This window comes from Streptomyces sp. NPDC047453, assembly GCF_040643155.1.
GTDB lineage: Bacteria > Actinomycetota > Actinomycetes > Streptomycetales > Streptomycetaceae > Streptomyces.
The window spans coordinates 104672-126484 of sequence record NZ_JBEYTS010000003.1 but is presented as its reverse complement, the minus strand read 5'-3'; the positions used below and the strand labels follow the sequence as shown (position 1 = coordinate 126484).

The 21813-nt window shown below is 71.5% G+C and carries 16 protein-coding genes and 2 pseudogenes; 12 read left to right on the top strand and 6 right to left on the bottom strand.

The annotated features are described in order from the left end of the window. Positions 1 to 292 precede the first annotated feature (292 nt). Together ABZ818_RS04810 and ABZ818_RS04805 are read right to left on the bottom strand one after the other, a co-directional pair. Positions 293 to 763: a SpoIIE family protein phosphatase gene (locus ABZ818_RS04810; RefSeq protein ID WP_361411182.1), complete on the bottom strand. Its 471-nt coding sequence runs from the start codon at positions 761 to 763 to the stop codon at positions 293 to 295. Next, positions 669 to 1178, bottom strand: coding sequence for a SpoIIE family protein phosphatase (locus tag ABZ818_RS04805; RefSeq protein ID WP_361410827.1), 510 nt, complete (start codon positions 1176 to 1178; stop codon positions 669 to 671). Before ABZ818_RS04805 ends, ABZ818_RS04810 begins: the two co-directional genes overlap by 95 nt. 142 nt (positions 1179 to 1320) lie before the next feature. Here ABZ818_RS04805 and ABZ818_RS04800 point away from each other — a divergent pair, with 142 nt between their 5' ends. Further along, entirely contained in the window at positions 1321 to 1899 is a 579-nt protein-coding gene (locus ABZ818_RS04800; protein WP_361411180.1) for a ParB N-terminal domain-containing protein, read from the top strand. 182 nt (positions 1900 to 2081) lie between these two features. Here the strand turns inward: ABZ818_RS04800 and ABZ818_RS04795 are convergent, their stop codons facing one another. Further along, complete coding sequence (locus tag ABZ818_RS04795) at positions 2082 to 3311, bottom strand: serine hydrolase domain-containing protein (RefSeq protein WP_361410824.1); 1230 nt, start codon at positions 3309 to 3311, stop codon at positions 2082 to 2084. Positions 3312 to 3424: 113 nt separating this feature from the next. Between ABZ818_RS04795 and ABZ818_RS04790 the strand changes: the two genes are divergently transcribed. Then, a complete protein-coding gene (locus ABZ818_RS04790; RefSeq protein WP_361410821.1) occupies positions 3425 to 4309 on the top strand; it encodes a histidine kinase in 885 nt (294 codons plus the stop codon). Between the two features lie 358 nt (positions 4310 to 4667). Here ABZ818_RS04790 and ABZ818_RS04785 read toward each other — a convergent pair. Then, positions 4668 to 5290, bottom strand: a pseudogene (locus ABZ818_RS04785) (ISAzo13 family transposase); the annotation flags it as partial. A 399-nt stretch (positions 5291 to 5689) separates the two neighbouring features. On the opposite strand from ABZ818_RS04785, the gene ABZ818_RS04780 reads away from it, so the two are divergent. The 4 genes from ABZ818_RS04780 to ABZ818_RS04765 all read left to right on the top strand — a co-directional run bounded on the left by ABZ818_RS04780 (position 5690) and on the right by ABZ818_RS04765 (position 12389). Further along, on the top strand, positions 5690 to 7384 hold the full coding sequence (locus tag ABZ818_RS04780; protein WP_361410818.1) for a lamin tail domain-containing protein: 1695 nt from the start codon (positions 5690 to 5692) through the stop codon (positions 7382 to 7384). 152 nt (positions 7385 to 7536) lie between these two features. Further along, the gene (locus tag ABZ818_RS04775; protein ID WP_361410815.1) at positions 7537 to 7692 is read left to right on the top strand and encodes a transposase; all 156 of its coding nucleotides are present in this window, start codon (positions 7537 to 7539) and stop codon (positions 7690 to 7692) included. Between the two features lie 821 nt (positions 7693 to 8513). Beyond that, positions 8514 to 10763 (top strand): serine/threonine-protein kinase, encoded by a 2250-nt coding sequence (locus tag ABZ818_RS04770; protein WP_361410812.1) that lies wholly within the window; start codon positions 8514 to 8516, stop codon positions 10761 to 10763. 57 nt (positions 10764 to 10820) lie between these two features. Then, complete coding sequence (locus ABZ818_RS04765; protein ID WP_361410810.1) at positions 10821 to 12389, top strand: NAD(P)/FAD-dependent oxidoreductase; 1569 nt, start codon at positions 10821 to 10823, stop codon at positions 12387 to 12389. A gap of 580 nt (positions 12390 to 12969) precedes the next feature. On the opposite strand, the gene ABZ818_RS04760 is transcribed toward ABZ818_RS04765, so the two are convergent. Continuing rightward, on the bottom strand, positions 12970 to 14757 hold the full coding sequence (locus tag ABZ818_RS04760) for a serine hydrolase (RefSeq protein ID WP_361410807.1): 1788 nt from the start codon (positions 14755 to 14757) through the stop codon (positions 12970 to 12972). Between the two features lie 193 nt (positions 14758 to 14950). On the opposite strand from ABZ818_RS04760, the gene ABZ818_RS04755 reads away from it, so the two are divergent. The 6 genes and pseudogenes from ABZ818_RS04755 to ABZ818_RS04730 all read left to right on the top strand — a co-directional run bounded on the left by ABZ818_RS04755 (position 14951) and on the right by ABZ818_RS04730 (position 19601). Further along, complete coding sequence (locus ABZ818_RS04755; protein WP_361410804.1) at positions 14951 to 16450, top strand: acyl-CoA synthetase; 1500 nt, start codon at positions 14951 to 14953, stop codon at positions 16448 to 16450. Next, positions 16447 to 17033, top strand: a pseudogene (locus ABZ818_RS04750) (GNAT family N-acetyltransferase). Before ABZ818_RS04755 ends, ABZ818_RS04750 begins: the two are co-directional and overlap by 4 nt. Before the next feature lie 95 nt (positions 17034 to 17128). Further along, a complete protein-coding gene (locus ABZ818_RS04745) occupies positions 17129 to 17371 on the top strand; it encodes a DUF397 domain-containing protein (protein WP_361410801.1) in 243 nt (80 codons plus the stop codon). A gap of 124 nt (positions 17372 to 17495) precedes the next feature. After that, positions 17496 to 18398: a universal stress protein gene (locus ABZ818_RS04740; protein ID WP_361410799.1), complete on the top strand. Its 903-nt coding sequence runs from the start codon at positions 17496 to 17498 to the stop codon at positions 18396 to 18398. A 404-nt stretch (positions 18399 to 18802) separates the two neighbouring features. Further along, complete coding sequence (locus ABZ818_RS04735; RefSeq protein WP_361410796.1) at positions 18803 to 19039, top strand: hypothetical protein; 237 nt, start codon at positions 18803 to 18805, stop codon at positions 19037 to 19039. 64 nt (positions 19040 to 19103) lie between these two features. Further along, positions 19104 to 19601: a hypothetical protein gene (locus ABZ818_RS04730; RefSeq protein WP_141364343.1), complete on the top strand. Its 498-nt coding sequence runs from the start codon at positions 19104 to 19106 to the stop codon at positions 19599 to 19601. Positions 19602 to 19677: 76 nt separating this feature from the next. Here ABZ818_RS04730 and ABZ818_RS04725 read toward each other — a convergent pair whose 3' ends face one another. Then, entirely contained in the window at positions 19678 to 21657 is a 1980-nt protein-coding gene (locus tag ABZ818_RS04725) for a peptidoglycan recognition family protein (RefSeq protein ID WP_361410793.1), read from the bottom strand. Positions 21658 to 21813 lie beyond the last annotated feature (156 nt).

Sequence of the window (21813 nt, the reverse complement as noted above, 5' to 3'; positions counted from 1 at the left end):
GCACCCGGGCAGACGGGAACGCGACGGCAGAGCCAGGGGGTGTCTGACAAATGCCCGCGGCGTCGCGGCGCCTGTCACGCACGCTCGCCGCGTTGCCCAAACGCCCACGTGGCTCCGCCACGAGGGCGCTCTGGCGCCTTGCGATCGCACGTACCAGACACCGCTCCTTCTCCCGCGCTCATTTGTCAGACACCCCCTGGTGCTGCGACCGGAAAGGTTCACCGGCTCGCGACGCCCGGCACGGCTCCCCCGAGCTCTTCGAGCAGGGGGGACCCCCAGCCGCGTTGTCGCATCACCCGAGTACATCCAGTACGCGGGTGATGCTCCGCCTTGCGATGCTCCCCCACAGCCTGAACGGCGTGGGAGGTACCCGCAGCACCGGAGGCCGCGAGCTTTCCGGCAAACCTTTCCGGCCACAGCATTGGGTCGGACGGTCGCGCTGCACCGCGACCATGGTCACGTCGTCGCCGAGGCCTCTGCCCACGTGCCGCCGCAGGTCGCTGTGGATGGCCTCGACCAGCGCCTGGGGCTTGAGCCGGGTCCAGCCGGGAAGCCGCTCGGCGAGGGGGTAGAAGTCGCCGGACCGGTTGCGGGCCTCGATGACACCGTCGGTGTAGAGGAGGAACGTGGCGCCGGACGGGAAGTCGACCTCGTCCACATGCGGATGGTCACGGCCGAGATCCCCCCAGCCCGAGGGGCGGCGCGGGGGATGCGGGAGCGAGGGCGACGACCCGTCCGCCGTCGATGAGGAGGGGCGGCGGATGCCCGAGGTTGACCATGAGCGTGGGGCCGTCACCGCTCTCCGGGATCTCCAGGACCACGGCGGTGACGAACTCCTCGAGGGCGAGGGGTGTGCCGGGAGCGTCCGGTTGGGCCGCCACCGCATCCCACAGGTCCTTTCTGAAATCCTCCTCGAGATCGGCGACCAAGGCGCACAGCGGACCGCGCCGGGGCAGGGATCTGCGGAAGGCGCTCAGCACGTAACTCGCGGTCTCCAGCGCCGCCAGCCCCTTGCCGTGAGCGTCGCCGATCAGGGTCCGCGCCCGCCCTCCCACGTCCGCGACCGCGTACAGGTCTCCGCCGACGGCAGCGTCCTCGTCGGCCGCCAGACGGACCGACGCCAGCGCCAGATCACCCAGACGCGGTGGCAGCGGCTTCAGCAGCACACGCTGCGTCACCTCGGCGACCGCGCGGGTGCGCGCCAGTTCGTTCTCTCTGCGTCCGCGTATCCAACTGGCCCCCACGGCACCCGCCCGCAGAGTGACCAGGCGGAAGCCATGCGACAGGTAGCGAGGGGAGCAACCCGTTGAGCAAGGCCGAATACTCCGATCGGCACCCGCGTTCGGCGCGGCCCGCGGAGCCCGGTCCTCCCGACGCAACCTCATCGACAAGACCATCGGTGGAGAGGAGTCGACCGCAGCGGCCATCACCGAACTGCCGGTCACCCTCATCAGCGACAACCCCGACAACCCGCGCAACCACCTGCGCAACCTCGACGAGACGGTGCAGACCGTCCGCGAGGTCGGCATCATCATTCCCAACGCCGTTGCCACGGTCGAGGCCTACCTGCGCAACCGGCCGGACCGCGCCGACGACCTGGACGACGGGGCGCAGTACATCGTCGGCGACGGCCATCGCGGCCTCGAGTCCGCTCGCCGCGTCGGAATGGCCACCGTCCCGGTCCGCGTCGACAACGGTCGCGTCGCCACGGATGAAGCCCTCCTCGAGGCCGCGTTCGTCGCGAACCACCACCGCGACGACATGACCGACCTTGAAGAGGCCCACGCCCTCAAGACCCTGGTCGACTACTACGGCTCGCAGACCGGCGGACGAGCGGGCGGAAGCAGCCCGCAAGAAGGCAGGGGCCCGACTGTGTCCACCATCTGCACCAGAAGATGAAGCCGGAGACGTTCGGGGGTTGACTCCGGAGCCGGTGTTTTATCTATCGACCAGCCAGGCGATGTAGTCAAGATGACGCCGGATCCGCTGCGGGAGTGCGAACGCCGCCGTCGCCGCCCGGCCTTCCTGATTCCGGATCGTGCGCCGCGCAGATGGCCCGTACCCGCTCCATGCGGAGGACCTCAACGCCGCTGATGGTCGGCGTTCGGAGTCGCGCACAGGGCGTCGTCGACCAGCTTGCTTGCGGCCTGTTCCACGTGCAGGACGTCGTCCGCCGATTGGGCGAACACGCCCGACAACGAGACTGTGACGCTGCGCCGGCCGTCGGCGGTGACACCGTCGGCTGTGATCCACCCGGAATCGCCGCCCTCGTGGCCCCAGTACGTGCCGCCGCACGACAGTGGGCGCGAGAAGAGTCCCAGCCCATCACGGACGCCCGGCATGAGCTGCTCGAACTCCTTGCTGACTGGGCTGGTCTGTTTCATCTGCGTCAGCTGCGCCGGGGGCAGGAGCCGGCCGCCGAGCAGTGCGCGGAAGAATCGGTTGATATCGGCGGTGGTGGAGACGAGTCCGGCCTCTCCATTGGTGCCCGAGCCGACCTGCTCGGTGACGTCCACGGGCGGTTCGCCGGGCTTGAACCTTTGGTAGGTCTCGGCGTGTGGCTGGGGCAGCTTGGGTGAAGTACCCGGCCAGAAGGTGTGCTTGAGGCCGAGCGGCCGGACGATCCGATCCTGTACCTCCTGATGCCACGGGTGTCCGGTGACCCGCTGGATGATCATGCCGAGCAGGACGTAGCCCGTGTTGGAGTAATTCCAGTCCTTGCCGGGCTGGAAGTCCGGCCGGTGGCGCATCGCTCGGCCGACGGTCTGCTCGGGGGTGTAGGTGTCGTATCGGTGCTGGTAGAAGTTCTTCGCCGAGGTGTGGTCGGGGTAGTCGTCGTGAAGGCCGCTGGTGTGCTGGAGCAGTTGGCGGATGGTGATCGCGCGGCCGTCATTGCCGTTTCCGGACACCACGCCGGGCAACCATCGCTCGACCGTGTCGTTCAGGGAGAGCTTGCCGTCGCCGGCGAGTTGCAGGATCACGGTGGCCACGAACGCCTTGGTGACGCTGGCTATCCGGAAGTAGCCGTTCGAGGGGACCGGCCGCCGGGCCGTCAGGTCGGCGACGCCGCTTGTGGCGGTCAGGTTCCGGCCGTCAGGGGTGACCAGGTGGGCCTGCACTCCCGTCACGCCGAGTGCGGTGATCGCGTCGGCGTCGCGCCGAAGCTGGGCCTGGTCGTCGTGCTGTTTGGCGGCCCTCGCGCCGGACGTACAACTGGTGGAAAGGGTTCCGGCCACGATGGCGGCCAGGGCCAGGTTTCGTCGGATGGATCGCCCGCGCCGCCGTGGTGAATGAATCGGTGAACTCGTCATGGACGTTGACGCTAGGTCTGGCAGGGGGAAGCGGACGATACAGCTCACCAGTGAGAACAAGGGGTAGTGGGCTGTAGTGCCAGGCTCGGTCGCCATGGCTCAGACTTGTGCGAATGAACCACCATGGGGCCAGTCGGCTTTCGGCGATGTGGCGCGGTCTGGGTTATCTGCTGGCAAGCCTGTTCACCGCTGCGGTCGCCCTGTTCGCGCTACCCGTACTCATCGTCCCGATGATGGCTCGCGCTTGGGCGTCCTGGCATCGTCGCCGCGCCGACCGGCTGCTGCTTTCTGCGCGTTCTGGTCCCGTCCGTGTCGGTACGTGGCGTGTTCTCGGGTGGCTGTGCACAAGCATCGTGACCAGTCTGGTGTTCGGGCTCGTCGTGGTGCTGTGCGCAGGTAACGCGGTGGCCACGGCCATCACGGTGCCCTTGTGGTGGGCGTTGCCCGCCGGCACCCGCGCGGGCGGCTTCGCCGCCGGTGTTCCACTGTCCGGCTGGGGCACGGCGTTGACCCTGGGGACCGCACAAATCGTCATCTTCGCGGCCCTGACCTACTGGCTCGTTCCACTGCTGGCGCGCCTACACGCCCGGATCTGTGTTGCGTTGCTGTCCCCCTCGGCCACCGAGAGGTTGGCGCAGCGTGTGGAGACGCTGACCGAGACGCGGGCCGACGCCATGAACGCGCACGGCGCGGAACTCCGCCGGATCGAACGTGACCTGCACGACGGCACCCAGGCCCGGCTGGTGGCCATCGCGATGCGGCTGGGCCTGGCCCGTGAGTCGCTGAGCGAGGACCCCCAGACGGTGGCCAGACTCTTGGAGGAAGCGCATGAGAGTACCGAGGAGGCCATGGCGGAGCTTCGTGTGGTGATCCGGACGATCTACCCGCCGGTCCTCGCCGATCGCGGCCTCGCCGGGGCGCTGGCCGCGCTGGGGACCCGATCGGCGATCGACACCACCCGGTGGCGGTCAGCATCTGGTCGAACTCGTGTCGCGTGAAGAAGTGAATGTGGGTGCGATCGAGCAGCCCCTGATCCTCGTAGTGCCAGCGGTCCTGGACCAGTAGGGGCGCAAGCACCGTCCAGTGCTTGACGTTGGGGATTGAGCAGATGATCACGCCCTGGGGGGCGAGGTGGCGGCGAACGGTGGCCGGTCCGCGCCAGGATCACCGGCCCCGGCAGCGGTACCGCCCCCGAACTGATGGACCGCATCCAGCACCAGGTCCTCGGCACGAGGGGCGGCGAGTGATCCCCGGACCGCACCGTACGAAGGGCGGTGCCCCGATCCTCGGTACCGGTCCCGGAGGCGTCGGCCCCTTCGGCCGCTGGCCGGACGCCGACGAGGACGAGCAAGGGGGTACGGGGACCGGCTGCCCGGCCCGGTGCCACTCGCGCCCGGCGACCACGTAGTTGCCCAGGGTCTCCTTCTTCTTGGTGTCCACGCTGATGACCGGCTGCCCGTCCGCGAGATACGTCTTGACGTGGTCGTTGATGTAGTGGAACTAGGCGTCCCGGTCCGGGTGGCGGGCACCTTCGGTGGTGCGCGAGGTGCCCTGCAGGGAGAATCCTTCGGCCTTCAGCAGCGCGGCCACCGTGTCGTGCCCGACCCGGTGCCCCTGACGGGACAGCTCCGCGGCCAGGACGCGGGTGGACTTCACCGTCCACCGCAGCGGAGACTCCGGATCTCCCCTCTGGTCCGGCTCTACCAGCGCCAGCAAGGTCGGGACCAGTTCCGGATCAACGTCCCGCAGCCGCTTGCGGCCCGCGCCCGCCGCCCGAACCCGGCCATCGGGCTGTCCACCCCGTTCCAGCTCACGCGCCCCGCGCGACACCGTGGACTCCGCCACCCCCGCAACACCAGCGACCAGGCGAATCCCGCCGTGCCCCCGCACCCGGGCAGCGGCCCCAGCACCAGCCGTCGCTGCCGCTCATTCAGATGCGGCAGCAACAGCTCGAACGCCTCCGCCGACCCCGCCTCGATCCCCTCCGGCACACCCGAATGCTACGGACCAACAGACTCCAGAAACCAAGGAGTTATTTATCGACAGCTCCCTGGACTCGGGGGCACTGGTTCACGAACGTCGAGCCCTTGGAGTTCGAGCTGTAGCTGCCCCGCCGCGAAGAGCCCGCGAGCCCCGGACCGGAAGGGCCCGGGGCTCGCTCGCGTACTGGGGACGACGTCACACCTGGAACGTCGTGTCCGGCGCCGGGCGGCGGGGGGCCGGTACGACGGCGCCAGCCCGGGCATCGCGAGGCAGGTCTGTGCGCCCCTGTTCACTCACGCGTGGCCTCAAGTTCCGGCAGTCACGACCTACATCCAGGGGTCGGGGCGGGATACTCCCTCCGGTCCAACACGCCTACTCCGAAAGGTCTCTTGTCGATGAAACTCAGTCTGCGCGCGCTCGCGGGGGCAGCGGCCGCCCTCATCGCGCTGGCAACGTTCAGCTCGGCCCCCGCTGCACACGCCGCCAGCACGGTCCCGTCGCAGGGATCACCGACGCAGCTCGACGTCGGCAACTGGAACGTCGAGTGGTTCGGCGCGCCGGACTTCGGCCCGACCGACGAGGCGCTCCAGCAGCAGAACGTCCGCGACGTCATGGCGGGCGCCGACATGGACGTGTGGGGTCTCTCCGAAGTTGTCAGCACCTCGGCGTTCGACTCGCTCGTCGCCGGTATGCCCGGTTACACCGGTGTCGTGGCGAACGATCCGATCGTGACGAACGGGGCGCAGTACTACTCCGACTTCAACAACACCGAGCAGAAGGTCGCGCTCGTCTGGCGCAGCAGCATGGCCAGCCTCGTGAGCGCGAAGGTCATCCTGCCCGAGCAGAACAGCAACTTCGCCGGCCGCCCGCCCGTGGAGTTCAAGCTGCGCGGAACCTTCGACGGCGTGACCCGTGACCTCGTCTTCATCGTCATGCACGCGAAGGCCGGGTCCACCCAGGACGCCTGGAACCTGCGCAACCCCGCGTCGCAGGCTCTCAAGTCCTACCTCGACACGACCTACCCGACGCAGGACGTCTTCGTCATAGGCGACTGGAACGACGACGTCGACACGTCCATCACGCCCGGGAAGGCGTCGCCGTACGCGAACTTCGTGAACGACACGGCGCGCTACGGCTTCCCGACGCGCGCCCTGTCGCTGGCTGGGGTGTCGTCGACGGCGGGCTACCCGGACTTCATCGACCACCAGCTCAACACCAATGAGGTCATGGCGAAGTACGTCGCGGGCTCGGCCAAGGCCTTCCAGCCGCAGGCATACGTGCCGAACTACACCTCTACCACCAGCGATCACTACCCGGTCCTGGCTCGCTACGACTTCGTCACCGGCGGCGCGGGCGGCGGGAACCAGCCGCCCACGGCGGCGTTCACGCACTCTTGCACTGACCTCACGTGCAGCTTCACCGACGGCAGCAGCGATGCCGACGGCACGATCGCGAGTCGCAGCTGGAACTTCGGCAACGGCCAGAACTCGACCGCGACCAACCCGACCGTCAGCTACGCATCGGCAGGCACGTACGCGGTGTCGCTGACCGTGACCGACAACGGCGGTGCCACCCACACCACCACCCGCAACGTCACCGTCACAACGGGCGGCGGAGGCGGTCCCGCCAACGTCATCATCAACGAGGTGCTGGCGAACGAGCCGGGCAGCGACACCGCCGGCGAGGCCGTCGAGATCGTGAACACCGGCGGCACCGCGATCAGCATCGCGGGCTGGACGGTCCGCGACGGTTCGGCAGTGCGGCACACCTTCGCGGCCGGGACGACGTTGCAGCCCGGCAAGGCGATCACCGTGTTCGGCGGAGCCTCCGGCATCCCCGGCGGCATCGTGGCGGTGGCGGCAAGTACCGGTGGCCTCAACCTGGCCAACAGCGGTGACTCGGTGAGCCTGCGGGATTCGGCTGGAGCGACGATTCAGTCGATGAGCTACTCCTCGAGCCTGTCGAACTCGGACGGCGTGTCCATCAATCGCAGCCCCGACCTCAACGCGACTGGAGCCTGGGTCAAGCACAACACGATCAGTTCACTGTCCCGGTCGCCCGGCCAGCGCGCCGACGGAACGGTGTTCTGACGGCGTCGTGCGTTGACCACGCCGGGGATCGTTGGCGCTGCCTCGCGTCGCGGTCCCCGGCACAGCCGACGCCGGCAGCCGTCGTCGGTCGCGGCAAGCCTCTCGTGCTGGCGCTGCTCGGGTTGTGTCCCTCCCCTCGTAGCGTGGGGTCCGTGATTGCAGGGGAAGTGGGGATTCATGGGTCCAAGAAACAGCCGTACGACGCCGAGTTCCGTGAGGGCGCTGTACGCATCGTGATCGAGACCGGAAAGCCGGTCCCGGAGGTTGCCGAGGAACTCGGCCTCAGCCCCGGCACGCTGCACAACTAGGTCTCGCGCTGGCGCCGCAACGGGACGGGATCGTCGGACCGGCCCGCGCAGTCCGCGGCCGGCGGGCGTGTGCGCGAGGCCGAGCGTGCCGAGCTGGAGCGTCTACCCGCCTCGCGATCCGGCAGCAGGTCCACCGGCCTGCGGGTCTCGACGTCGACCAGCACTTGCCGCAGCCCTTCGCCGCAGCCTTGCCCACTACAGGGATGACACGGCCCCAGCGGTTGAAGGGGTGCAGCGAGTTTTTCGAACCTCGTACCGGGCGATGGCGGGCCCGCACGAACCGCCCCGCATCTGGGGGAACGTACCCCAGCGGAACCGGAACTTCACAGGGCACGAAACGCTACTCGAACGGCTCCAGGAACGGCTGAGCAGCGGTGTCACCGCGGTCCTGCCGGACTGCAAGGCACGGTCGGTGTCGGCAGATTCGCTCACCCTACTTCGAGGGGCTTCGTAAGCACGCGTCCGCGGGGACTATCCGTCGCGACGGTGTGCCTCTGAACTTTACGGAACAGACCGGCCGTCCGTACCAAGTGCCTGGAAGTGGCTGACCTCCGTACGGAAAGTGCCGGAACGGCGCTGCGCCGCTCCACCCCACGGCACTTGGCTGGGGAGCCAGTCCGAGGCACACCGGGAGCACCGGTGGACGGGTCGGCCCCGGGCCCCCGGGTCCGTCCTGCCCCGTACAAAGCCGGGCGGCGGCTCGCCATACTGGACGAGGGCCTCCCCGCGGATCGGGCCGCGCCGGGACGGGCCCAGAGGGCGGCCCGTACGGCGGGCACGGCCCGGAGAGGCGGGGTACACGGCGACGGGGGCGGCGCGAGATGTCGGAGACCATGCTGATCCAGGGCCGTTACCGGCTGCTCGACACGATCGGGCGCGGCGGCATGGGGGAAGTCTGGAAGGCGCGGGACGAGTCGCTGGGCCGCCATGTCGCGGTGAAGTGCCTCAAGCCGCTCGGCCGGCACCACGACCCGTCCTTCACCCGCATGCTGCGCGAGCGGTTCCGGCGCGAGGCCCGGGTGGCCGCCGCGCTCCAGCACCGCGGGGTGACCGTGGTCCACGACTTCGGCGAGTCCGACGGCGTGCTCTACCTCGTGATGGAGATGCTCGACGGCCGCAACCTCGGACAGTTGCTGGAGGACAACGGCCACCGGCCCCTGGCCGTGCCCGACATCGTCGAGATCGCCGAACAGGTCGCCGCCGCCCTCGCCTACACCCATCAACAGGGCATCGTGCACCGGGACCTGAAGCCGGCGAACATCATGCGCCTGCCCGACGGCACGGTGAAGATCTGCGACTTCGGCATCGCCCGGCTCGGCCACGACATCGGCTTCACCGCCCGGCTGACCGGCACCGGCGTCGCCATGGGCACCCCGCACTACATGTCGCCGGAACAGATCGGCGGAACCGAGGTCGACCAGCGCAGCGACCTCTACTCGCTGGGCTGTGTGCTGTACGAACTCGCCACCGGGGTACCGCCGTTCGACTTCGACGACGCCTGGGCGATCCTCGTCGGCCACCGTGACACCATGCCCGAGCCGCCGCGCCGCCACCGCGCCGAACTCCCCGAGTACCTGGAGCGGATCGTCCTCGACCTGCTGGCCAAACTGCCCGAGCAACGACCCGATGACGCACACGAGTTGAGCCGTCGCATTATCGCCGGCCGCACGGCGGCGCCGCGGTACGCGCCCACGGTGGCCACCCCGCTCTCCTGGCCCCGCCGGTCCGAGTCGGCCGGTCGTGACGCCCGCCTGCCGTCGTGGACGCGGGGCATGTCGACCGGTCACAAGGCGGCAGGGGCGGGAGGACCGCGCACCGCCCGCCCGGACGCGGCGGACGGCTTGACCGGTGAGTGGACCCCACGTCCCGCCGCCGACAGCTCCGCGGAGGCCGGGCGGACGCCCGGCGGGCGGCCCGTCCCGCCGCCGGAGGCCGTCAGGGCGCTGGCCGACCGGCACCAGGCGGGCCTGAGCCTCGGCCGGCTCGGCCGCTGGGACGAGGCGGGCGAGGCGCACCGCGCGGTCGCCGGCGAGCGCGCCCGCCTCCTCGGCCCCGACCACCCCGACACCCTCGCCAGCCGCTACGAACTCGCCTTCAGCCTCAGCCGTACCGGGCGCGCCGCCGAGGCGCTGCGCGAGTACAAGCAGGTGGCCGAGGCGCGCATCAGGGCCCTCGGCTCCGACCACCCGGACACACTCGCCGTGCGCCAGGAGATGGCGTACGTGCTGGGCCGCCTGGGCCGCCACTTCGACGCGCACCAGGTGTACACGGCGGTGCTCGCCGCGCGCGAGCGCATCATGGGCCCGGACCACCCCGACACCCTGCGCTGCCGGCACAACCTCGCCTTCAGCCTCAGCCGGCTCGGCCGCCTGGACGACTCCTACCGCATGGCCTGCCAGGTCGCCGCCGCCCGTGCCCGGGTGCTCGGGCCGCAGCACCCCGACACCCTGGTCACCAGGTTCGAAGTCGCCTACGCGCTCGGACAGTTGGGGCGGTGGGCGGAGGCTCTGGAGACCTACCGCGAGGTCGCCGAAGCACGCGCCCGGGCGCTCGGCTCCGACCACCCGGACACCCTGGCCGCGCGCTACGAGGTCGGCATCAGCCTGGGCCGGCTGGGCCGCAGCGCGGAGGCGCTCCAGCTGTACCGCGCCCTGATCGACGACCGCGCCCGGGTGCACGGCCCCACGCACCCCGAGACCCTGCGCGCCCGCCACGGTTTCGGGGTCAACCTCGGCCGGCTCGGCCGCTGGGAGGAGGCCCTCGCCGAGTCCCGCGACGTGTGCGTGATCCGCGGGCGCGCGCTCGGCCCCGACCACCCCGACACCCTCGTCAGCCGCCGCGAGGTCGCCGTGAGCCTCGGCTGGCTCGGCCGCTGGGCCGACGCGCTCACCGAGTACCGCGCCGTGGCCGACGCCCGCGAGCGCGTCCTGGGCGCCGGCCACCCCGACACCCTCTCCAGCCGCACCGACGAGGCCCACTGCCTGGAACAGCTCGGCCGCGGTGGGGAAGCCGTCGAGCTGTACCGCAGGGTCGCCGTCCTGCGCGGGCAGCGCGCGGCCGACGAGCCCTAGGGTCCGTCGGCCGACCGAGCCCTGGCCGAAGTGGATCACCGCGTGTTACGAAGGACCATGAGCACACGCGAGGGACACGGGACGTACGACGCCGTCATCGTCGGCGGAGGGCACAACGGACTGGTCGCCGCCGCCTACCTGGCCCGGGCCGGACGGTCGGTGCTCGTGCTGGAGCGGCTGGACCACACCGGGGGCGCCGCCGTCTCCACCCGCCCGTTCGCCGGTGTGGACGCACGGCTGTCCCGCTACTCCTACCTGGTCAGCCTGCTGCCCCGGAAGATCGTCCAGGACCTGGGCCTGGACTTCCGGCTGCGCACCCGCACGATCTCCTCGTACACGCCCGTCGAGCGTGCGGGGCGGCCCACCGGTCTGCTCGTGGGCGGCGGCGAGGAACGCACCCGCGAGGCGTTCGCCCGGCTCACCGGCTCCGACCGTGAGTGGGAGGCCTGGCAGCGCTTCTACGGCATGACCGGCCGCCTCGCCCGCCGGGTCTTCCCCACGCTCACCGAGCCGCTGCCCACCCGCGACGAACTGCGCCGCCGCGTCGACGACGAGGAGGCCTGGCGGATCCTGTTCGAGGAGCCGATCGGCGTCGCCGTCGAGGACCGCTTCGCCGACGACCTCGTGCGCGGCGTGGTTCTCACCGACGCCCTCATCGGCACCTTCGCCGACGCCCACGACCCGTCCCTGGCACAGAACCGCTGCTTCCTGTACCACGTGATCGGCGGCGGCACCGGAGACTGGGACGTACCGGTCGGCGGCATGGGCGCCCTGACCGACGCCCTCGCCGCCGCGGCCCGCCGGGCCGGCGCCGTCATCGCCACCGGCCACGAGGCGGTACGGGTGGCGAGCGACGGGCGCGCCGCGGAGGTCACGTACCGCACCCGCGACGGCGAGGGCACCGTCGGCGCCCGGCACGTGCTGGTGAACGCCTCCCCGCAGGCCCTGGCCACGCTGACCGGTGAGGAGCCGCCGGAGCCCGCCGAGGGCGCCCAGCTGAAGGTGAACATGCTGCTCAAGCGGCTGCCCGGGCTCCGCGACACCACCGTCGACCCGCGCGAGGCCTTCGCCGGCACCTTCCACATCGCCGAGGGGTACCGGCAGCTCGCCGACGCCCACGCCCGGGCCGCCGCGGGCGAGCTGCCCGCCGCGCCGCCCTCCGAGATCTACTGCCACTCCCTGACCGACCCGACCATCCTCGGCCCCGACCTGGTCGAACAGGGCTACCAGACGCTCACCCTGTTCGGCCTGCACACGCCGGCCCGGCTCTTCGCGCGGGACAACGACGCCGTACGCGAGGAGCTGCTGAAGTCGACCCTCGCGCAGCTCGACGCGCACCTCGCCGAACCGCTCGCCGACTGCCTGGCCACCGACGCCGACGGACGGCCCTGCATCGAGGCCAAGACCCCGCTGGACCTGGAGCGGGACCTGGGCCTGCCCGGCGGCAACATCTTCCACCGGGAGCTGAGCTGGCCGTACGCCCAGGAGGGCACCGGCCGCTGGGGCGTGGAGACCCGGCACGCCAACGTGCTGCTGTGCGGCGCGGGCGCGGTGCGCGGCGGCGGGGTCAGCGGAGTGCCCGGGCACAACGCCGCCATGGCGGTGCTCGAAGGGCGGGGCGCCTGAGGACACGCACCCCTCGCCCTCGCGCGCCCGGTGCGGTGAGGACCGGCGCCCTGCGCCCGGCATGGTGAGGACCGGCGCCCTGCGCCCGGCATGGTGAGGACCGGCGCCCTGCGCCCCTGCACGGTGAAGACCCGTGCCCCGCGCCCGGCATGGTGAGTACCGCGACGCGGAGCGCGGCCCGAAGGTCGTCCTGCCGCACCTTCGCACCGTGGTCCGACTGCACCGTTCCTCACCCCCCGATACGGTCGCCGGCGCCCGCAGGGGCGGTCGGCGACCGCTGTTGCACGTGAATCAGGCATGGAACGGCCCTGACACAGAGGTCACTGAGGCAGCCACGACTGATCGCAGAACCCGGAATCCCCCATCCGGTTGCGGATTCACATTATCGCCCGTTGTGCGGATGGTGCCCTTATTCGAGAGCTTTTATTTCCGTCGCTGCCGTGCTGGTGGGGAGCTGATAGGAATCCGAAAGAAACCTGAAAGAAAGGAAGGGAAATGGTGCTGGTCTATTTCCGTTGCCGACGGTTTTCCGAGTGCGGGAAAGGTGGAATTGATCGAAGTCGACCGGGTGCCGATCTCGTCAGCCCGCGGAGGCCGTCCAGCCCTTCGCCTCGATTTGGGCCGAGTCCGCCGGGCGCGCCTCGTCGAACAGGACGGCGCGGCCGGTCTCGACCCGCTGGGCGTCGACGTAGGCGCCGCGGCCCACGTACAGGCGGTCGGTCGTGTACCGCCAGCGCAGGGTCAGCCGCCCGGCCGCCGGGAGGTCGGCCGTGAGCCCGTGCCAGACCCGGCCCGAGTAGCCGGTGGCGATGCCCGTGGGGTGCCGCTCCGGCTCCTCGCCCCGGTGCGTGGTGGTGAACGGCACCGGCTGCCAAGTGGTGCTCCCGTCCGTCGTGCACTCCAGGACGAGCACGTCAGAGCCGGGCTCGGTGTCCCACCACAGGTTGCACCGCAGCCGGGCGCCGCCGGCGGAGGTGTCGAGCGCGGGGAGGGCCAGAGTCGCCGTCGTGGCGTTCGCCATCCCGGAGAACCACGCCGTGCGGCCCCGCGTCGGACGGACCGGTACGGCCCGTGCCAGGTCGTTGCCGGTGGCGACGCGCGGAGCGGAGCCGGAGCGCCAGTTGCGCACCGGGTGCACGGAGTTGCCGAGGACGACCAGGAACGAGTCGGTGGTCGGGTCGAGGACCAGCGACGTGCCCGTGAAGCCGGTGTGCCCCGCGGTGCGCGGAGTGGCCATCGCGCCCATGTACCAGTGCTGGTGGAGTTCGAAGCCCAGGCCGTGCTCGTTGCCGGGGAAGGCGGTGTTGAAGTCGGTGAACATCAGCTCCACCGACTCGGGCCGGAGGATGCGGGTACGCCCGTACGCGCCGCCGTTGAGCAGCGTACGGCCCAGGACCGCGAGGTCCCACGCGCAGGAGAACACGCCCGCGTGCCCCGCCACACCACCGAGGCTGAAGGCGTTCTCGTCGTGCACCTCGCCCCACACCAGACCGCGGTCCAGGCCCGACCAGGGCTTGCGGGCGTCCTCGGTGGCCGCGATCCGCGGCTTCCAGGAGGCGGGCGGGTTGTAGCGGGTGCGGTCGAGGCCGAGCGGCCCGGTGATCCGCTCGTGCAGCAGGGTGTCCAGCGCGCGTCCGGTGACCGCCTCCAGGACCAGCTGCATCGAGATCATGTTCAGGTCCGAGTACAGGTACGCGGTGCCGGGCGGGTTGATCGGCGCCTCGTTCCAGACGAGTTCCAGTTTCCGCTCGTACGTCGGCGCGTTGTACAGCGGGATCCAGGCGCGGAATCCCGAGGTGTGGGTGAGGAGTTGGCGGATGGTGACGTCCTGCTTGCCCGCGCGCCCGAAGTCCGGGAGGTAGGACGCGACCTTGCCCTCCAGCTCCAGCGTGCCCCGCTCGAGTTCCTGCACCGCGAGCATCGAGGTGAACAGCTTGGAGATCGAGGCCAGGTCGAAGACGGTGTCCTGGGCCATCGGTATCTGCTGTTCCGCCGGGAACTCCACGGCGGTGTCGGTCTTCTCGTCGTACGCCGAGTAGCGCACCGCCATGCCGATCGGCTCGTGCAGCGCCACGGTTGCGCCGCGCCCGGCGAGCAGCACGGCACCCGCGTACCAGGGGTGCTTGGGGGAGGGGCCGAGGAACGCCTCGGCATCCTCGACGAGTTGGCGCAGCGGGGCGGCGAGCAGACCGGCCCGCTCGGGGGATCCGTGCCGCAGGGTGGCGCTGCCGTTCGCCGGCGCGGCGGCGGCCGGGCCCGCGGGCAGGGCCGCGAGCGCGAAAGCACCACCCAACGCCAGTGTTCCCAAGCCCAGTTGGCGGCGTGTCAGTCCGCCTGCCGCTCTGCCTGCCGCGCCGTCGGTCGTCATGAGGCCTCCCGCCCACCGTCTGAAAGTATCTTTCGGGGATGGTCGTGTGCGGTGAAACTTTCGTGTCAGGCGGGGGCTGTGTCAACGGTGCGTGCGCCCTTGATGAGATCTGACGACATGTCAACTCGATTCGCGTGTACGGTCTCACGGAGGTTCTTGACCTCCTGCCGCGCCGGACCCAGGATCATCTGTCATGACGCCTGGACACGGCAGCACGGTCGACGGAGTCCTGCGGCGCAGCGCTCGCCGCACCCCGGCACGCGTCGCCGTCGAGTACGGCGAGCGCTCCTGGACGTACGCCGAACTCGACGACGCCGTCTCCCGCGCGGCGAACGTCCTGCTCGGCCAGGGCCTCGCCCCCGGCGACCGGGTCGGCGCCTACGGCCACAACTCGGACGCCTACCTGATCGGCTTCCTCGCCTGCGCCCGAGCGGGCCTGGTGCACGTGCCCGTCAACCAGAGCCTCACCGGCGACGAACTCGCCTACATCGTCGGCCAGTCGGGCAGCTCCCTGGTCCTCACCGACCCGGACCTGTCCGGACGACTCCCGGACGTCGCAAGGGTGTTGCCCCTGCGTGACGCCGGGGACTCGCTGCTCGCCCGGCTGCCGTCCACACCGCCCTACGACGGCCCCGAGCCGCGCTCCGAGGACCTCGTGCAACTGCTGTACACCTCGGGCACCACCGCCCTGCCCAAGGGCGCGATGATGACCCACCGGGCGCTGGTCCACGAGTACCTGAGCGCGATCACCGCGCTCGACCTCGGCGCGGGGGACCGCCCCGTCCACGCGCTGCCCCTGTACCACTCGGCGCAGATGCACGTGTTCCTGCTGCCGTACCTCGCCGTGGGCGCGACGAACATCGTCCTCGACGCGCCCGACGGCGACCGGATCCTCGACCTGGTCGAGGCCGGACGCGCGGACAGCCTGTTCGCCCCGCCCACGGTCTGGATCGGGCTGGCCAACCGCCCCGACTTCGCCACCCGCGACCTCGGCGGACTGCGCAAGGCGTACTACGGCGCGTCGATCATGCCGGTGCCGGTCCTGGAGCGCCTCCGGGAACGCCTGCCGGAACTCGCCTTCTACAACTGCTTCGGCCAGAGCGAGATCGGCCCCCTGGCCATGGTGCTCGGACCCGACGAGCACAAGGGCCGCATGGACTCCTGCGGCCGGCCGGTGCTCTTCGTGGACGCCCGCGTCGTCGACGAGGACGGCAAGGACGTCCCTGACGGCACACCCGGCGAAGTCGTCTACCGCTCACCGCAGTTGTGCCAGGGCTACTGGGAGAGGCCCGAGGAGACCGCGGAGGCGTTCCGCGAGGGCTGGTTCCGCTCGGGCGACCTCGCCGTGCGCGACCCGCACGGCTACTACACGGTCGTCGACCGGGTGAAGGACGTCATCAACTCCGGTGGCGTACTGGTGGCTTCGCGCCAGGTCGAGGACGTCCTGTACGCGCACCCGCGGGTCGCCGAGGCGGCCGTGGTCGGCCTTCCCGACGAGCGGTGGATCGAGGCCGTCACCGCGTTCGTCGTCCCCTGCGGCGAGGTCACCGAGGCCGACCTGATCGCCCACGCCCGTGAGAAGCTGGCGTCGTTCAAGACCCCCAAGAAAGTGATCTTCGTGGACGCACTGCCGCGCAACGCCAGCGGGAAGATCCTCAAGAGGGAACTGCGCGACCGGTTCGGCGCGCGGTGACGGCGTACCCGTCTGCGGAGGCCGCCCCCGGCGTTCCCGCGCTGACCCTGCGCCCCTGGCGCGCTGCGGACGCCGTCGACCTGGTGGGGGCGTACCGGGACGAGACGCTGCGCCGCTGGGGCGGTCCGGCCGTGGACGACGAGACCGGCGCGGCCCGGTGGATCCGGGAGCGGCAACGGGACTGGGAGACGGGGGAACGCTTCGCGTTCGCCGTCCTGGAGGCCCAGGGCCCCGAGGGCCGGGAGGGGCCCGAGGCACGCGAGCGGTTGGTGGGCCACGCCGTCGTCAAGGGCGTCCGCCCCGGCGTCCCGTCCGCCGAGGTGGGCTACTGGACCGCGGCGCACGCGCGCGGCAGGGGAGTGGCACCCCGGGCCCTGCTGGCCCTGACCGACTGGGCCTTCGCCAGGTTCGCGGACGGGGGCTGACCCGGCTGGAGCTGTTGCACCAGGTGGACAACACGGCCTCCTGCCGGGTCGCGCGGAAATGCGGCTACGAGCAGGCCGGGATCCTGCCGGCGGCACCGCCCGACTACCCGCTCGACGGCCATCTGCACATCCGCGCACGGCTCCCCGACGCGGCCTGACGCCCCTCCTGAAAAGTCCCCCTCACGTGGCCTGTTGACGCCGGGACTCGATGGCTAGGCTGACCCGCGGACGACGATTGGGGAGGAGCACGGACGTGGCCGAGACAACTGTCCAGCAGCACCCGCTCGCGGGATGGGACAAGCCGGAACTGGATCTCAGCGGCGCGCAGTGGCAGTCCAGCAGCGGCGGGCTGGGAGATGTCCAGATCGCCTTCGTCGAGGGATTCATCGCGATGCGCAACGGCGGCAGCCCGGAAAGCCCCTCCCTGATCTTCACCCCCGCGGAGTGGGGCGCGTTCATGTCAGGTGCGCGGCACGGGGAGTTCGATCTCACCTGACCGGACGCGGGCAGGGGTGTTTCCCCTCGTGTTCGGGGACAGGGGACCTTGAAAGCCCCGCTGGGGCCGGCGGCCGAGTGACGCCGGGCCAGCGGGGAGGTCGCCATCCGGAGGAGAGGAACTCATGAGCACCCCACCGGTCGTCGCCGCCGTCGACGGCTCCGACGACAGCCTGCGCGCCCTGGACTGGGCCCTCGACGCCGCCCGGCGGCGCGGGGCGCCCCTGCGGGCGGTCCACGTCCGTCAGTACGCGGCCCTGACCCAGCCCGACGTCCTCGTCGCCGGACCGCCCGGCGACGACGGGGATCCGGTGCTCGAGCAGGCACGCGCCCACCTGGGCGAGCGCACCTCCGGGACGGAGGTCGAGTACGCCGGTCTTGATGGGTTTCCGAGCGCGCTGCTGCCCGAACTCGCCGCCGGCGCACAGCTGTTGGTACTCGGCTCGCGAGGGCGCGGCGGCTTCGCCAGCCTGCTGCTCGGCTCCAGCAGCCTGGCCGCGGCCCGCGACGCCGAGTGCCCGGTCGTCGTGGTGCCCCGGCCCGGCCGCGAGGTCCACGGTGAGACGGCGGCCGGCCCGGGGCCGCGGGTGGTCGTCGGCGTCAACGTCGACAGCCCCGACGAGGCCTTGCTCGACTTCGCCTTCACGGAGGCCGCCCTGCGCGGGGCCCGGCTCCAGGTGGTCGCCGCCTACCCGTGGCCGCCCCCGGCCTGGGCGGCCCCGGCGGAAGTCACCACGCTCATGGTCGACCAGGGCGCCGTGGAGAACGAGACCCGGACGCTGACCGAGGGCTTCCTCACCCCGCACCGCGCCCGCCACCCCGACGTGCTCGCCGAGCCCCACGTGGCGCCCGGCGACGCGGCCGGCCTGCTGGTCGCCGCCTCCCGCGACGCCGAACTGGTCGTGGTCGGGCGCCACCGCCGGCGCCTGCTGGCACCGGCCCGCATGATGGGCTCCGTCACCCAGGCCGTCCTGCTGCACGCGGCGAGCCCGATCGCGGTGATCCCCCCGTCACCGCCAGAGGAGTGACGACGGCTGCTCGGGCGACGGCTGGTGGGGGTGGCGCTGGTCACCGGGGAGTACGACAGGTTCCTGACGCAAGGTGATGGCGCGGTCGCGGTCGAGGGGGGACCAGGAGGTGTGGCAGGCTCCCGTGTTCGGGCGATGTCGCCGTCGCCGTCGCCGCGGGACGGGGTGACGGCGACACCGCCTGGTCACGGCGACCGGCTCCCCTGCCGTCGGGACGAGGCCGGACTCGCCGGGCCGGGACGCGCGGCGGTTCGCTCCGGGCCTCGCCCCGACCACCTCCGCCACGACGGTCGGCGTGGCACCCCGCCGACCGGCCGCCGGCACCGAACCGAGCGCCGAGGCACCCGCCCGCGCCGCCGACCCCCCACTCCTCACTCCCGCCGCGCGGCTTCCTCGCTCACTCCGTGCGACCCGGCCCGCCGAGCGGCGCCGGCACCGACCCGCCCGCCGCCCGCACCCACGTCCCGCCCACACGGCACCGGACCGAGGAGGCGGGCCGCACCGCGGACGCGGTGGGGCTCGCTCACACCGCCCACGCGGTGGGGCCCGCCCGTGTCGCTGATCGCCTTCCCGACCAGTGCCGACGGCCGGCGGAGGCGGGCCGCCACCACGCGCGCCGCCGCGTGCACGGCACCGGGTGATTCCACCCCCGGTCGGTGGCCTCCCTCACGCCACGTGACAGGCCGGGGCACGTACCATGGCGGCATGTCGTTCCTCCGCCGCCGTAACGCCACGCCCGCCGGGCCCGACTTCGACGTCCTGGCCATGGACCCGGGCGACTGGCCCGGCAACCTGGGCGCCGGTCTGCTGCCCGCGCCAGACGGCACCTGCCAGGGCGTGTTCCTGCGTTACGACCTGTTCGGCGGCCGCGGCACCGCGATGATCATCGGCAATCTGCCCGAGGGCTCGGTCGCCCGCGAGGTCGCCGAGGGCGAGGTGCCCTTCGAGGTGGCGCAGCTGCTGCTGGCCCTGGAGAACGACGAGGAGGTCACCGTCGTCGGCAGCGAGGACATGCCCGTGCTCCAGGGCGACAACCTCCTGATCGTGCGCCGGCTCAAGCTCTCCGAGAGCCGTATCTCCTGCGTGCAGTTCGACCGCAGCGACGGCGTCCTGGTCACCATCGCCGCCTGGGACCGGCCGATCACCGACGACCTGTACGCCCTGCTCAAGCCGCTGCCCGCCGAGCTGTTCCAGCAGGGCTGACCGGGCGCCACGCGAAAGGGCCGGCTCCACGGGACCGGCCCCCTCACGTTCTCGTACGGCGGACGACCTCGGCCCGCTACCGGGACGACGGCTCCACCCGCACGTCCTCGGCCCGCACGAACGCCACCCGGTGGCCGAACTGGATCTGGTAGTACATGTCCTTGCCGACCACCACCCGGTGCGACTCCGTGGTGAAGGTGGCCGAGTAGTAGTACTCACCCGGCTGCAGGTCGCCCACCACGTACTTCTGGCCCGCGAGCAGCTTGTACGGCAGCGGCGACACCGCCTGGACGGGCACGCCCGCCGGATAGGCCCCCTTCTCCGGGTAGGCCCTGCCGTACACCGGCACGCTGTCCAGCCCGGCCTTCGGCGTCACCACCGTGCCGGCCGCGTTCACCGCCGCCGGCTTCTTCGCCGGGTTCTGGAACCAGGCCTTCTGGCCCAGGTACCAGATCGCCGTCCAGTCGCCCCGCCGGTCGGCGACCGCGTACTGCTGCCCGGTCTCCACCCGCGAGGCCACGTCGTTCACGTCGATCGTCGACGGGCTGCCGTCCGGCCTGAGGCCGATGTCCTTGATCAGCGGCGAGGAGGTGGCGGGCTGCGAGTACAGCCGCACCTCGCTGGAGCCGTGCGCCGCGCACGGCCCGCCGCTGGTGACGCAGCCCGTGTACTCGGGCCGGTTCGCCGCGTAGTCGGGGCGGATCGTCACCAGGCCGCCGTTCTTGCCCGCGGACGGGTGGAACGGGCGGCCCAGCAGCTTGAAGTAGTGCCGCCAGTCCCAGTACGGGCCCGGGTCGGTGTGCATGCCCGGGATGTTCGAGGTGGTCGGTCCCGGTACGGTGTCGTGGCCGAGGATGTGCTGCCGGTCCAGCGGGATGCCGTACTTGTTCGCGAGGTACTTCACCAGCCGCGCCGAGGACCGGTACATCGCCTCCGTGTACCAGGCGTCCGGCGAGGCGAGGAAACCTTCGTGCTCCAGGCCGATCGACTTGGCGTTGATGTACCAGTTGCCCGCGTGCCAGGCCACGTCCTTGGCCTTCACGTGCTGGGCGATGTGCCCGTCGGTGGAGCGCAGCGTGTAGTTCCAGGACACATAGGTGGGGTCCTGGATCAGGTTGAGGACGCCGTCCCAGCGGCCCTCCGTGTCGTGGATGACGATGTACCGGATGGACTGCGCCTTCGGCCGGTCGCCCAGGTCGTGGTTGCCGTAGTCGTCACCGCCGAACTCCTCGTACGGCGCCGGGATCCACTCGCAGGACACCGAGGCCGGGCACTCCGTACCCTTCGCTGAGCGGTGCGGCAGGGCCGTCCGCGCCAGCTGGGCGGTGCGGGGGGCAACGCCGGGCCGCGCGGCCAGGACGACCCGCTGGCCCGTATCGGTGGTGCGCCGCTCACCGGAGCGGATCACGTTGTACACATCGTCGGCGTAGGCCGCCGCCGTCGCGCTGTCGTCCGCGCCGGAGAACCGGGCCACCGCGCCGTACCAGGCAGCCGGATCCGCGCTCAGCGGCTCGCCGAGCTTCTTCTGGGCGGCCGCCAGCAGGGCCGCGCCGCCCGCGATGTTCGCCGACTCGTCCGCACGCAGCCGCCCGGCGGGGATCCCGGTCAGCTCGGCCGCCTCGGGCAGCGTCTTCAGCCGGGCGGGCAGGGCCGAGTCCGCCGGCACCTTCGCCTCGGGGTGCAGAGCCGCCCGCGCGTCGTCCCCGCGTGCGTCCTCCGTGCCCTCGCCGTGGTGCGGGGCCTCGGCGAGCGCGGTGCGCGCGTCGGTCAGGTGCATCGGCCCGTAGCCGCCGGTCACGCTCGGGGCGCCGTCGTGCCCGTCCCAGCGCGACTGCAGATAGGACACGCCCAGCAGGACGCTGAGCGGTACGTGGTACTCGGCGGACGCGGATGCGAACGCCCGCTGCAACCTGCCGGTGTCGTCCGTGGCGGCGCCCGCGGACGGGGTGCCGCCCAGCAGCGGCAGCAGCAGCGCCGCCGAGGCGACGACTCCCGCCGCGCTGCGCGTGCTTCTGCGTCTCGGCAGGGGTCGGGGGTCGATGGCGGATCCTCGCAATGCAGCCTCCTGGGGCGCTCGGGCGTAGCGGGGCGTGCGGGGCCGGCGTGGATCAGTGGTACCGGCTGTCCGACGATCCGTCAATCATGCGCACAGCAAGGCGATTTCCCATGTCAAGCGGCATCTCGGCGAGTTTCGGCACGGCGCCCCCAAGGC